Raw genomic sequence first — 14,613 nt, forward strand, 5'->3', positions numbered from 1 at the left:
TTAAACTATTGAAAATAAGGTTTTTAAATCATATTTAATCTTGTTTTATCCTAAAGAGCTTTTTTGTGATAAATCAAAATGTGTCAAGCCGGCTTTTTGAACTGCACTCCAGAATTCTGCCGGAATTTCCTCCATCGTCATTTTATAATTAACTGCTACATTCCCGGGTTTTGTGGTATTGAGGGCAATGCTTTTTACCCCCGGTACATTCAAGGCATATTGCACACATGCATGAGCCGGTGCTATCGAAAACTCCTTGCAGCAGTCAAAAAACGTTTCTCGCCATTTAAACAATTCTTCATATTTCGGGTTGCTTTTTTCTGCAAGCTTGTAGTCCATAAAACTTCCCCCAACTAAAAAACCTGAGTGAAAAACTGCCGAATTGATCACGTGAATGCCTTTTTTTGAAAGATCAGTTACAAAATCCAGCAATTCTACGGGATGATGATAGATGGTCAGACTGTTGGCAATCATCACCCAGTCAAGTTTTACATCCGCCGAAATCTTCTGTATTACCTTCCAGTTTTTAGCACCAATACCTATTTTTTTGATTTTTCCGGCGGTTTTCAGGTCATTAAGGGCCTGGTAAGCTTCCAGAATTTTTTGATAGTTTTCATGATATTCGTCTTCATTTTTGGCGGCATCCAAAAACTCATCGGGGTCGTGAACTGAAGCGTATTTTGAGCTAAAATCACCCAAAAGCTCATTCCCCTGTTCAAAACATTCGATTATTCCATCGTAACTGATATTCTGAACTGCATCATTTTGTAAATCTTTCCATACACCGGGCTCAAAGGTGGGTTCACGGGTTAAAAGTGGCACTCTTTTCCATGCCAATTTATTGCTAATGAGCACATTATTTGGCCCAATACCCATTTTTTTCAATCCTTTTCCCAGTGATTCCAAAGCCAGACCTGCACCATATTTTCCGGCGGAGTCAAACATTACATTTCCATCAGATACCTCCACGCTCTGTTTTATGATTTCGTTTTTAACCGAATCATCCAAAGCGGTGAAGAGATTGCCTAAACCGCTGGTCCCGAATATTAATTTTGGTATTTCTGAATTCATGTTTTTATTTTTTCAAAAATAGATTTTCTGTAATATTTACATTTTAAGTTTGAGCTCTTTACCTTTATAGGAGACTGATTTTAAGCTTTTTGCTGAATTTTTGTTTATAAAAATTACATTCATTTGGATACTTTCTGAATCCCCCTGAAATGCACCGGTTTTATTTCCTATTATGAGATATTTTGATTTTTCATCCCAAATAAGAGGGATTTCACTATAGTTACCTTTTTCGTAATTATAATTATCCCCTTCATCATTGTATAGTTTGAAGGATGCATTTTTCCCGGTATAAATCCTTATTTCAAGTGTATCTTGTACTGCCTGAGTATGTTGAATCAAATTACCCATAGGGATGATGGAGCCTTCTTTGATAAATAATGGAATCAAATCCAAAGGTGCAGGAGTACTTATAGTGTTTCCGCCAGAATATGATTGATTTGTCCAGAAATCAAACCAGTTTTGACCTTTTGGAAGGTAAACATTCCAGTCTTTTACTCCCTGCTCAGTGATTGGTGCTACGAGGATGGACTTACCAAACATATATTGAAATGCCTGATCGATGGCCTGAGGGTCATTTTTAAAATCCATCAACAATGGCCTCATCATGGTAGAATTGTCATGGGTTATTTTCCATGCTTCAGAATAAATATATGGAATTAGTCTGTAGCGGAGATTCAACATTTTTCTCATATTGGATTCCACCTTTTCACCATATTTCCAGGGTTCAGTTTCGGTTTGATAACCGTGGCTGCGAAAGATAGGATTGAAAGCACCCCATTGAAACCAACGGGTAAGGATCTCATGGTATTTTTCATCAGTATATTGACCACGATCCGGACGGAAAAATCCACCAATATCAGTGGTCCAGAAGGGCATTCCGGTAAGATTATAATTAAGCCCTGCGACAATCTGTCTTTTGTATGTATCCCAACTCCAGCCAATATCGCCTGACCAGTTGATAGTAGCGAATCGCTGTTGCCCCGGAAAAGCCGAACGTGTAAGAATAGTCACTCTTTTTTCAGAGTTAGTCTTTCTTTGACCCTCATAAACTGCTTTACTCACAAAAAAAGGATAAGTCAAACGGTAAAATTCTCCTTTACCCCAAAAAGTATTTTTTCCTGCCAAAGCATCATTTTCCGGCTCGGTGGCATCCATCCACCAGGAATCAACACCTTTCTGGAAAAGGTTTTTATCCAGCACATTCCAATGAGTGACTTGACTTTCAGGATTGAACATATCAATCCAGGGACTTTCAGGGATATAAAGGTTTTTGGAAATATATTCCTGAGCTATTTCCGATTTTTTATCGATATTTTCCCAAACTGATAATGAAAAATGAGAATTCAGGTCGTGTAATTCTTTTATAAAATTTTCAGGTTCGGGATAGTGCGTTTCATCAAATTTTGGTACACCCCATCCATATTTACCCCAATATTGCCAGTCCTGCACAATCACGTCCACGGGGAGATTACGGTTTCTGAATTCCTTTACCGTTTCAACCAAATGTTTACCGGAAGTATATCTTTCCCGGCATTGCCAAAATCCAAAAGCCCATTTGGGTAACATTGGAACCGTACCGGTCAGGTTCCTATATTCCGAAATAATCTCGTCCGAATTTTCACCCGAGAAAACAAAATAATCCAGTGATTTTGAGTTGGGCGACCTGAAGACGGTTTCGTCGGAGACCTTTTGATAAGCCAACGAAGGGACATTGCTCGATTTGCAATTTATTTTTACTGAGTGTTGCCCGGCTTTAAGATAAATCAATTTTCCAACCGCCGGCGGTAACCATAGGTTTGATTGGTCGATTTGCACAATGTCATCAATCATTAGGAAATGGCGGCTTTCCATATTTCCCAAATCAAGGAAAAATGAATAGTATCCATCTTTTTCAATAGAAAATTTTCCCAGATATTCAGCTTGCTGTTGCCTCATTCTTTGGGTTCCGGAGGTTGTGGTTACATCAGCTTCCTTTTTTTCTTTATCAGTTGAGTCTTTTTTGGATAATGGAATTGAAGTATTTGCAGGATTGAAATAGGTAATTCCGTATTGATTCCAGAGCAAACCGTAACCTTTACTTGACATTAAAAAAGGGATAGCGATTTGAGAATTTACCTGTATTAGTTTTCTCGAAATGTTTTTTAGATTGAAAAAACCATCCTGAAATTGTCCTAAACCAAAAAGTCTTTCGTCATGAGGTGAGTCAAAAGTTTGTGTAACCTCCAGGCACTTCTCTCCATTAAGACTGGCTTCTTTTATAAGCCTTCCACCAATTTTTTCACTTAAGAACACTTCCCCGTTCTTTTTTGAAAATTTTAGCTGGCCTGATTTTTTTTCTAAAGTAACATTAATGGTCTCCGTTAATAGACTTAAATTTTTCTGATTTTCATTTACAGAGAATTTTGGAATTTTCGGTTTATCAATAATCACAAAATCATGTTTTTCTGATATACCTTCTTTTTCAAATTTCACCCTTACTGAATTCTGTGTATAGAGACTAATACTTAGCGTCCCTTCCTTAAAAATAACTTTCAGGCCATCGCTCTGTTTGGAGTAACTTTTATATTCCTGATTGTAAGCCAAAATTGGTATCAGGAGGAGCAAAATCAAATATTTAATTTTTGAATACATCATTTTATTTTAAAGAATTGGGCTTAACAATATCACAAATCCACCTCTGCGAAGCATTTTTATGTCAATCGAGCCTGTTTTTTCGACACTTAAATAGCTGGTATTAAAATCTTTGTCATGTATTCCATCAGCTATAATCGTTGCCTTATATTTTGTTCCTTCTTTCAGAAAATCAAGTTTTATGGTCTTGGTTTTTTCTTTTCTTTCAGATGCATTGATTCCTCCTATATTCCATTGTTCGCCTTTTTTGCGAGCCATAATTACATCCTGTCCCGGATAGCCATCAATCAAAAGAGTGCTGTCCCACGAAGTAGGCACTTCTTTTAGAAATGTTTTTGCAGCTTCAGGTAATTCCCGATAGCCTTCGGGTCTGTCGGCCAAATGTTGCAGAGGTGATTCAAAAATTACAGAAAGTGCCAGCTCATGACCATAGGATGTGATATGAGGGTACTGCGAATTGGTAAATGTAACCGGGGTATAATCCATCGCACCCACTACGTTTCTTGTAAATGGCAGAATGGTATTATGCTCGGGAGCGGTGAGCGTAAATTCCGGACCGTTGTTGTACCATTCGGCACCTCTCACGGCTTCGTAGGTGAGCATGTTGGGGTATGTGCGTGACCAGCCCCGGGGCACTAAAGAACCATGAAAATACACCAGCATTTCAAATTGGGCGGCATCTTCCAGAATATCAAGATAATATTTGATCATATCTTGTTTTTCACTTTCAAAAAAGTCAACCTTGACACCTGCTACACCCAGTTTTTTGAGTTTGGTAAATTCTCCAACACGGTTTTCATGCGTGAGCATTCGGTCTTTTGGGGTAGAAGGTACCCACGTGTGATTACCTCCGGAGTTATACCACATCAATGGTTTTACGCCTTTGGAATGAATATATTTCAATGCATCTTCCAGGTTTCCCCCGTTAGACATGCTGTCCCATTCCCAATCCAAAAGCGTGTAAGGCCAGTTCATTTCTGCGGCAAGATCAGCAAAATCACAAACTATTTTGTAGTCTTTGGTGCCATGGTTGCTTGACCAGTAATTCCAGGAGACTTTACCGGGTTTTATCCATTCTGAATTCATAATGGTGCCGGGCGAAGAAACGTCTTCAGTCAAAGTACTTTCAACAATAGTGGCTAATGTACCGATATGAATTACTCTCCAGGGTGATTTCCAGGGTAAATCGATTTTTGGATTTGATTCACCCATTCCTCTTCCATCTTTAGGGTTGGGGAAGGTGAGTTTGTAAAAATCAATATCGGCTGCATTGCTGAGTTTTGTTCCGCAATAGGTTGCATTTAAATCTGCTTCATGCAATAAAAACCAACAGTATTTGTCAGTTGAATTAAATAGAGCAGGATAACAATATTCTTGCTGTACGATTTTGTCATTATTGGTGGCGGCGTACAATCCTTCGTTGGCAGGGTTCCATTTTTCCATCCAACGCATGGTTTCTTTGGGTACCTGATATGAAGTAAACTCATCTTTGACAATAAAACTGCCTTGTTTTTCAGGGAATTCATACCTGAAAGTGAGTCCGTCGTTATATGCTCTTAAAATAACATTGAGTTTTGACTTTGATGGATTTTCAAACGAAACAACTACTTCATTGGCTTCATTGCTTCGGTTTGATTTTTTCCCATAAGGCATCGTATATTGTTCGTTGATAGTAATCGGCTTAACTGATTTTACAAAAGTTAGCTCTTTATAAAAATCCTGATCACTTCTGGATAAACCCAGTGTGATTTTGGGCAGAATTTCACATTTCCCACTGTCAGAATTGTAAAAAACTTTTAGAAACCATTCGCCCGTTTGACTATTATCTCCGGAAAATAATTCGACCTTTATTTTTTGATTTGGCGATTCAAAACTTACTTTTTGGGAATAAGCAGAAAAGCTGAAAACCAGAAAAAAGACTAATATTTTTAATTTAGATTTCATTTTTTTTGATCAGGAAAATTTATGATTACTTTCTTCCTTTCGTAGGAAACTGATTTTTCACTTTTCGAAACCATTTTTTGACCGGCCTCCGTTTTTTCAGTTATTAAAGTGATATCAAAAGTCCTCTTTTCAAGCATTCCGGGGAAACTACCATTCCTGTCGTTTATGGTTAGTATTTGCTTTTTATCATCCCAATTAAGCTGAATAGTTGAGTAAACACCTTTTTCGTAATTGTAATTGTCGTTTTCATCTTCATAGAGTACAAAAGTGCCATTTGCCCCAGCATAAACATTGATTTGAAGATGATCCCATTTTTTTTCTGTAGCATATTGTACTTCAGGGCCAAAAGGAATAATTGCACCGGCTTTTACATAAAGTGGAATGGTTTCAATTGGCGTTTCCTTAACAATATTTTTACCTCCTGAAATTTTTTCCGATGTCCAGAAATCATACCAATCACTACCGGCTGGGAGATAACTTTCTTTGGTCTTAACTTTTCCAAAATCTTCAACCATTACCGAATCTCCATTTTCTATTTTTTGGCTGACATACATGGCTTTGGTTACCGGACAAACCATAATTGATTTTCCAAACAGATATTGGTCATTGATATCTAGTGCATTTTTATCTGATGCAAAATCCATTACCAGAGCCCGCATCATACTGGATTGACCTGCTGTGACCTGCCATGATGTAGAATATATATAAGGCAATAACTTATATCGCAGATTGATGTATTTTTCAATCACATCGTAGGGTTTGTCTCCTTTTTTTCCAAATTGAAATATCTCTCTGGGGGCATCGGCACCATGAGATCTCATCATTGGGCAAAATGTACCAAACTGTAACCATCTCAAATAAAGTTCGCGGTATTCCGGGTCATTAAGCTTTTTTCTGAAATTCCATAAAAAGAAACCACCTATGTCACTATTCCAATAGGGTATGCCGGTAAGAGAAAAATTTAAGCCCGCTGAAATCTGATTTCTTAGTGCTGTCCACGAAGAGTTTACATCGCCTGACCAGGTATTGGCACCGTACCTTTGCTGGCCTGCAAATGCAGATCTGGTGAGAATAAAAACCCTTTTGGCGTCACTCACCTCACGCTGGTGATCATACACTCCTCCGACCGTCATGAGTGGAAAGGCGTTTCTTACTTTTCGGAATGAACCTAGAAAAGTCTTGTTATTCATATCAGAGGGTTTGAAATCCAAATGGTCGGGTTCGGAAGAATCCATCCACCAACCATCCATTCCGAGTGAAAAGATACCTTTGTTTAAGTATTTCCAATAAATATTTCTTGCCTCAGGATTAAACGGATCATAAACTTTTACTCCTGATGGGTAATTAGGATTGGGTGGCCATTTTTCAGAACCTGACTGTGGCCAGGTTACAAAATTCATCAAGGCACCGATTTTATCCAATTCGGCATATTGTAGGGTTTTGGGGCCAAAAGAGTTCCAGATAGATATGGTCATGTGAGCATTAAGGGCGTGAACGTCGTTGACCATTTTTTGTGGATTTTCAAATTCCGGATTAAGGAAATCCATCGCATTCCAGAGGTAGTTATTCCCCCAATATTGCCAGTCCTGAATGATACCATCGAGCGGAACACCCAATTCCCTGTATTTTTTTACCACACCAACCAATTCTCCCTGGCTTTTGTATCTTTCTTTAGACTGAAAGTAACCAAACGTCCACAAGGGAAACATGGGAGCCTGGCCGGTAAGGTTTCTCATGCAAGCAATGACACCGTCGGCATTTTCGCCATACATAAAGTAATAGTCAATTACATCGCCTACTTCTGATTTGAAAGTTGTTTTTTCGGAATTATCTGTAAAAGTTGTAGGAGAATAATTGTCCCAAAAAATCCCATAACCTTTGGCTGATTGGAAAAATGGAATGTAATCGTCGGTATTCCCCTGAACCATATTTAGGGTCAGGTTTCTTTGTACCATTTTTCCTTGTTGCTGTTGTCCTAGTCCATAAATGGCCTCTTCTTTCTCAAGTGCAAATGCCTGTTCTATATTCCAGGTGTTTTGCCCATTGTCAACGAAAGGAGTAAATACTGAACTCTTTTCTTTTTCATTGAGCAACTGAAGACCTTTTTCATTCAGGAAACTAATTTTTCCTGACAATGAATTAAGCTTTATCTTAATTTTTGCAGTGCCAATCGTAATTTCTTCCGCTTTTTGAGTAGCTAAGAATTTAACAGGAATAGGTTTTGCAATTACTGAGAGGCTGTTTTTCTGTAAAGGAATCCCTTCGGGGGATTTAATAATTCTTACCGTATTTTCTGAGAAAAACTGAATCTCGGTTTTAATACCATATATAGTAGTAATTATCCCGGTCTCAGTTTTTTGAAAACTTTGGGCTTTGACTACATTTCCCAGCAATAACAGCTGTATAATGAAAGTAAAAATATACTTTTTCATTTTAATTTTATTAAATAACCTTTTAAACTTAAAGACTCCTTTATGGTTTAAAATTCTGTAAATCATTCACTTATCAATCGAATCATTGAGAATCTTGGGCTTGGTTTATCTTTTTTTGCCATTATTTTTATTTGAAAATCATCTAAAAATTCTTTCAGGATTATCATTTTTTTACCTTCGATGGTGAATTCCTCAACAAGAGTTTCATTTATATAAATATCAAAATTCTTTGAATCCAGTGGTTCTATGGCCTCCAAAATAAGCTTATTGCCTTTTCGATTCTTGTTTTTCAAATTATAAGAAAAATAGCCCCGGGTACTTCTCCAAAAAAGACCTTCTTCGTTTCCGGAAAAGCTTTTTTCTCCTTTAAAATCATGATCTACTTCGGGTTGTTGTTCTCCACAATTGACTTTGTCGATAGTTATAGCTTCCAGTGCCAAATATTCGGCTTCCTCTTTTCTTCTGGTTTCTTTCAGATTATTGAATTCTGAATCGCTAAAAACCTGAAAATACATTTGATACCTGCTGTCATGGATTTCAAAAAATGGCTGCAATCGCAGGGAATCAAGCTTATAATTGAGCTTGGAAATCACTTGAGGCCTTTCCAAAATTTTATTTTTGTCACCAACCAAAGCGAAAGCATCGTTGATTGGTATCAGCCTTCCTTTTGCTTCATGGCCCATGCGGCTGTCGCCAGCAAACAGGCCATCGAGGTCTTTAGCAGAGGTTTTTGCTGCCAAAACTATTGGCCCATTCATAAAGGCTACCCAATTTGAACCATCAGGCAAGGTTTCGGTTCTGATAGAAGTATTGAATCTGATATTTACCCGGTCACCATTTTTCCAGTTTCTTTTTATGATCAGATAGTTTTCATGATTGGAAAAATCTTTTTGCAATTTATCATTCACAAAAATTTCAAAACTTTCAGCCCATGAAGGTTTTCTAATTCCCAATCCAAAGGTTTTAGCTTTCTTAAGTTTAATATTGAGATTAGAGGAATTTTCATACGGAAAATTGGTGTTTTGTGCTATTAATAAGCCTTTTTCTTTCCAGTTTAATTCAGAAGCAATGAAAAAATTGACAAATAAATTGTCATTTTCATGGCTGTAGATAAGTTCCCCGTATTTACTGTGATTCTCGAGTCCTGAGCCTACACAACACCACATACTGGTTTCCGGTTGAGAGTAAACCCGGTAATGGTTGGGCCTGATAGGTGTAAAATATACAAAACCTCCTTTCTCAGGATTTTGACTGGAAAGAATATGGTTGTACATGGTTCTTTCATAAAAATCAAGATATGAAGGGTCAGAATAATCCAAAAACAAAGCCCTGCTCAACCGTAGCATATTAAAAGAATTACAGGTTTCTGGTCCCTGATTTGATTTGAGCATAGAGCTAAAATCATTTTTAGGGTTAAAATGCTCCCTAACACTATTTCCACCAAATGCCACACTGCGTTCCTGACTTACATTTTTCCAGAAATACTTTGCTGCCTCTGACCAATCTGTGTTTTCGGTCAGCTGAGCAATTTTTTCAAAACCTATTACTTTAGGAATCTGAGTATTGGCATGTAAGCTTGTGAGTTTATCTTCTTTTTTGATCAAAGGCTCAAGTATGGCCAAATGGCTGAACCTTTTGGCAGCCTCAAGGTATTTTCGATCTTTTGTAATCTCATAAACATCGGCAAGGGTTTCATTGATTCCGCCATGTTCGGTACGAAGTATTTGCTGAATCTGTTGGTCATTCAAAGGCTGAATGAGCTCAATAAGCCAGTCTGATAGTTTTATTAAAACAGTTTTGGCCTGTTGATTTCCTGTTTCTGTCCAGGCATCTCTTAGGCCTGCGAAGAGTTTATGAATATTATAAAAAGGCACCCATGTATTATTGAGGCCAAAACCGCTTCCATCTATATCACCTTTATGAATCCTGTCCCAGAAAACTTTTCCCTGGGGTATTCCGCCCACATAGCCGTTACCATTTTTTTGTTGGCAGGCTGCGAGCTCAGCAACCATATATTCCAGCCTTTTTTTGAGTTCTTTATTCCCGGTAGAGGCATACATCATTGCCAGAGCAGAAAGATAATGTCCTGCAATATGTCCATCAAGACCGATGCTCTCCCAGTTCCCATATCGGGGGGACTTTTCGGGTAAACCGGCATCAATACGATAGGGTGCCAGCAGTCGGTCAGGGTTTAATGCCAGGATATATTTTAAATCTATATCCCGGGCATTTTGAAACGGAGAGGGTTTCAGTTTGACCTGATTTAATTCAAATGCATGCATTTGTCCTGCGACAGGCATGCAAAGCAATGTTACAAAAAGAGCGGTTAATCCGGTTATAATACTTTTTCTCATTTCAAAACAGGGTCATTACCGCTGTATTTCAAAAACTTAAATGTTGCTGTATTGTCTGATTTTTCACCTGTTGAAGTGGCATACATGCCATAAGTACAACCAATAAAGCTATTGGCCACCTTGGTGCTCAGGAATTTACCATCAACCTTATCTTTCAAAAGATTCCATTTTTTACCATCAGTCGAATACCAAAAACTGTACAATGCCCCTTCAGATTTAATTTTAAAGTTTACTTTGGAAGAGGGAATGGTCAAAGCCACCTCAGTTACCAATTCCGTAGTTTTGTCCTTGCTTTTAATCAGCTGTACCATATCTTTTCCATCACCATTTTTGGCTTTAGCTATGAAATAATAATGACGCTCATCCTGAAAAATAACCAGACCGGCTTTTTCGTTGGCGTTTTTGGGAGCAAAACTCACCAGTGTCTCAGCAGTACTGTTGAGGTGCTGCTGACGCTTACCGATAAATGACGGATTTGTCAATTCTGAAATGGTTTCAGGCTTAAGATTGAGCGTGAGTCCACTGGCCGAGGTTTTAAACGAGCTGCTATCAACAGTTCTCAAAAACAACATCGAAAGATTGAGGCCTTTATCGAAAGTCATTGTGTAAGAAAAATTGCCGCTTTGAGGTATTGACCCTTTTTGTTTAACCTCTTTGATATTGGTTTTGTATTTATAAGCAATCTCTTTTTCGCCATGTTCAATCATAGGCCAATCGTTAACCCAGGTAAGTGGGGCAATAAACATTTCACGGCCAGTATTGTAAAAATCACCTTCATAAGGGCGTACAGCAAGGAAAATTGAATACCAGTTGCCATCGGGGCCTTCGATGAATTGGGCATGGCCGGCTGAGGTGATTGGGTTTTGGCGATCCTCGGGTAAGCCTCGCTGAGTCAAAACAGGGTTTCCCTCAAAAGGAACATAGGGACCCCAGATATCTTTGCTACGCAATGCCACCTGTGAGTGATTGACAGAGGTGCCACCTTCTGCAGCATAAAGTATGTACCAATCGTTACGTTTCATGATATGCGGACCTTCAATCCAAACCGGTTTTTTGGATAAATCGACTCCACCATTAACCAACTGGTGTTCTTCACCCACCACTTTCAGGTTTTTGTAATCAAATTCATAAATTCTGATGGTCCTGTGACCCGAATACAAAGGCTTTCTATCAGGGGCATCGCTGTTGTAAACTATATAAGCTTTGTCGGTTGCTTCATCAAAATATATTGAGGGGTCAATACCCTTTACTTCAGGAATTTTAACAGGATTAATGTAAGGACCTCCCGGATTTTTCGAAGTAACTACAAAGTTGCCTTCATGGTCAATATCTGTACAAGTCACGTAGTAAGTGCCTTTATAATAGGCGATTGCCGGAGCAAAAAGTCCACGGGTCATCCTTTCACCCATGAATTCCATCTGAGAAGGGCGATCAATTACATTACCTACTTGTTTCCAGTTTTTAAGGTCACGGCTATGCATGATAGGTAAGCCGGGGAAATAAGAGAATGTAGAATGAACTGAATAATAATCAGCCCCAACTTTTACGATACTTGGATCAGGATAAAAACCTGTCAAAATGGGGTTGGTCAAAGTTACTTGTGCTGTTGCTATTTTTGCCAGTAACACAATTAAAATAAGGTTGAAAAATTTTGATATGTTTTTTAACATTTTATTATTTATTTAAATCATTGATTTTAAATGAAATTATTTGTCCTTTTTGGGTTGAAATGTCATAGATTTTTGTCTCTTTCAATAAAGGTTCTTTTATAGTTGACTTTTCTGAAATAACAGGTTGGGCGGTTTCATCAAGCTCAAAAAATGGATTGTTGTTTTTTCCGGTTGCCATTTTTAATTGGGTGCCGTTTGTTTGTACTATTTCGTTGGGAGTTCGTAGCCTTAGATTTCCTCCAAGATTTGACTTCACAACCAATTTTTCCAGTTTCTTGTCTTTCCATTGCATTTCTACAATTTCAAAACCCCCAAAAGTTTTTAATCCGGAAATTTTACCCGAAGGCCAAACGTCAGGCAGAGCAGGGAGCAAATGCACGGCACCGTCGGCACTTTGAATGAGCATTTCGGTTATGCCCGAGGTACAGCCAAAATTTCCGTCAATCTGAAACGGCGGATGAGCATCAAAAAGATTATTGTAAGTGCCACCGGCACCTCGTTCATTACCAATTGGAGTTAATTGATTTTGAATCAGTTTATAAGCATGATTTCCGTCCTGAAGCCTGGCCCACCAGTTAACTTTCCAGCCCATGCTCCAGCCTGTGGAAATATCGCCACGGTAGATTAGAGAGTTTTTCGAGGCCTCAAACAGTTCAGGAGAACGGTAAGCTGAAATTTGGTTGGAAGGATAAAGTCCATACAAATGCGAAATATGTCGGTGGTCGTCCTTAGGATCATCAATATCATCGAGCCATTCCTTCAACTGATTGTGCCGCCCAATGTGCATTGGTGGTAATTTGTCTCTCAATTTTTTCAAAGAATCAACCCATTCCGGATCCTTCTTCAAAATCATAGCGGCATTGATAGCCTTGCTGAAAACATCAAACACTATCTGATTGTCCATCGTGACTCCGGCATCCAGCGATGAACCATCATGTGCTGCGGGAGCATTTTCGGGAGAGTTTCCGGGATTTACCACTAACCAGTTGTTTTTATTGGGATGAGGAATCAGGAAATCGGCATAAAAAAGAGCCGCACCTTTTAGAATAGGATAAGAATCTGACAAAAATTTCTTATCTCCTGTATAAAGATAATGTTCCCAAATATGTTGACTCACCCAGCCACCACCTGCAGTCCACATTCCCCAAAAGGCCCCATCGATTGCCCCGGTTGCCCGCCAGATATCCGTATTATGGTGAGCCATCCAGCCTCTGGCACCATACATGCTTTTTGCAGTTTCTTTTCCGGTTTCCGAAAGTTCCTTAACCATTTTCAGAAAAGGCTCATGCAATTCCGAAAGATTGGTTTTTTCTGCCGGCCAGTAGTTCATTTCGGCGTTGATATTGATGGTATATTTACTATCCCAGGGTGGATTAATCCGGTGATTCCATATTCCTTGAAGATTGGCGGGTTGACCACCGGGCTGAGAAGATGAAATCAAGAGATATCTTCCATATTGGTAATACAATGCCACCATTTGAGGGTCATTGGTATTTCTGAAATTTTTCAATCGCTCGTCAGTAGGAAGTTTAGAAGCGGGGCTATCACCCAAATCTATTTTTACCCTATCAAAATATTTCTTATAAGCCGAAATGTGAGAATTCCTAAGCGTGGTATAAGGTTTCGGGAAAGCTTTATTCATAGTGTTCCCGGCACGCTTTTCTTCATCGCCGCTTAAATCCTGATAATTGTTGAAATTGGTTACTATTGCAATAATAATTGTAGCCGAACTGGCATCTTTTATTACTAAGGAGGAATCTGTTGCCGAGATACTTCCGCCCTCCGATTTGATTTTTGAAATTCCTTTATATTCTACCATGCCTTTTACGGTTTCATGGTCGCTGGTGGTTCCGGTGATGTTAAGTTCATTGGAGTTAGAAGTAAAAACCTTAAATTTTTTTTGAGGAGTGCTGTAGTTTGCTGTAAAAGAGAGTTTTCCGGGTTTGTCAGAAGAAATTTTCACAACAATGACCCTGTCGGCCAAAGAGGCAAATGCTTCACGGGTATATTTTACTCCATCAATGGTATAGGTAGTTTTCGAAATGGCTTTTTCGATATCCAGTTCGCGGTAATAATCTTTATAGTTTTCATGACCAGGGAAAGTGAGATTGAGGCTTCCTACCGGTTCGAATTTTTGCCCGTGTGATTTTTTCGTAATAATATAATCATTGGCTAATTTCTCTGCTTCTTTGTGATTACCCTCAAAAATCAGGTTTCTGATCTTGGAAAGGTTTTCAAGCGACTTGGGGTTATCGTTCCTGTTTGGGCTGCCACTCCAAACGGTATGTTCGTTGAGTTGAATTATTTCTTTTTCCACATTGCCGTAAATCATTGCTCCCTGGAAACCATTACCAATAGGCAAGGCATTTTCCCATACTTTTCCGGCAGGTTGTTTATACCAAAGTTTAAGGTTTTGTGCATTAGAAAATTGAATATTAAACCAGAATCCCAGAATCAGGAGTAAGAAAAAGTTTTTATTTTTTAATTTCATTTTTTAAGGTCTTATCAATT

General features: G+C 38.6%; 7 protein-coding genes. All 7 read right to left on the minus strand.

Going from position 1 to position 14,613, the window contains the following annotated elements; translation table 11 throughout:
- Positions 1-45 precede the first annotated feature (45 nt).
- Entirely contained in the window at positions 46-1,071 is a 1,026-nt protein-coding gene (locus IPP61_20405; GenBank protein MBL0327489.1) for an aldo/keto reductase, read from the minus strand.
- A gap of 36 nt (positions 1,072-1,107) precedes the next feature.
- Positions 1,108-3,702, minus strand: coding sequence for a DUF5110 domain-containing protein (locus IPP61_20410; GenBank protein MBL0327490.1), 2,595 nt, complete (start codon positions 3,700-3,702; stop codon positions 1,108-1,110).
- 9 nt (positions 3,703-3,711) lie between these two features.
- A complete protein-coding gene (locus IPP61_20415; GenBank protein MBL0327491.1) occupies positions 3,712-5,646 on the minus strand; it encodes a glycoside hydrolase family 97 catalytic domain-containing protein in 1,935 nt (644 codons plus the stop codon).
- Positions 5,643-8,078, minus strand: coding sequence for a DUF5110 domain-containing protein (locus tag IPP61_20420; GenBank protein MBL0327492.1), 2,436 nt, complete (start codon positions 8,076-8,078; stop codon positions 5,643-5,645). The genes IPP61_20415 and IPP61_20420 overlap by 4 nt, the downstream gene beginning before the upstream one ends.
- A gap of 62 nt (positions 8,079-8,140) precedes the next feature.
- The gene (locus tag IPP61_20425; protein ID MBL0327493.1) at positions 8,141-10,432 is read right to left on the minus strand and encodes a glycoside hydrolase family 127 protein; all 2,292 of its coding nucleotides are present in this window, start codon (positions 10,430-10,432) and stop codon (positions 8,141-8,143) included.
- Positions 10,429-12,102 (minus strand): glycoside hydrolase family 43 protein, encoded by a 1,674-nt coding sequence (locus IPP61_20430; protein ID MBL0327494.1) that lies wholly within the window; start codon positions 12,100-12,102, stop codon positions 10,429-10,431. The genes IPP61_20425 and IPP61_20430 overlap by 4 nt, the downstream gene beginning before the upstream one ends.
- Before the next feature lie 4 nt (positions 12,103-12,106).
- The gene (locus tag IPP61_20435; GenBank protein ID MBL0327495.1) at positions 12,107-14,593 is read right to left on the minus strand and encodes a glycoside hydrolase family 95 protein; all 2,487 of its coding nucleotides are present in this window, start codon (positions 14,591-14,593) and stop codon (positions 12,107-12,109) included.
- Positions 14,594-14,613 lie beyond the last annotated feature (20 nt).

Source organism: Cytophagaceae bacterium (assembly GCA_016722655.1).
Classification (GTDB): Bacteria; Bacteroidota; Bacteroidia; order Cytophagales; family Spirosomataceae; genus Leadbetterella.

What these genes read in the sequence shown, in the direction of transcription:
- IPP61_20425 (MBL0327493.1), bottom strand. Translation starts at nt 10,432, where the DNA reads ATGAGAAAAAGTATTATAACCGGATTAACCGCTCTTTTTGTAACATTG.
- IPP61_20405 (MBL0327489.1), bottom strand. Translation starts at nt 1,071, where the DNA reads ATGAATTCAGAAATACCAAAATTAATATTCGGGACCAGCGGTTTAGGC.
- IPP61_20415 (MBL0327491.1), bottom strand. Translation starts at nt 5,646, where the DNA reads ATGAAATCTAAATTAAAAATATTAGTCTTTTTTCTGGTTTTCAGCTTT.
- IPP61_20420 (MBL0327492.1), bottom strand. Translation starts at nt 8,078, where the DNA reads ATGAAAAAGTATATTTTTACTTTCATTATACAGCTGTTATTGCTGGGA.
- IPP61_20435 (MBL0327495.1), bottom strand. Translation starts at nt 14,593, where the DNA reads ATGAAATTAAAAAATAAAAACTTTTTCTTACTCCTGATTCTGGGATTC.
- IPP61_20430 (MBL0327494.1), bottom strand. Translation starts at nt 12,102, where the DNA reads ATGTTAAAAAACATATCAAAATTTTTCAACCTTATTTTAATTGTGTTA.
- IPP61_20410 (MBL0327490.1), bottom strand. Translation starts at nt 3,702, where the DNA reads ATGTATTCAAAAATTAAATATTTGATTTTGCTCCTCCTGATACCAATT.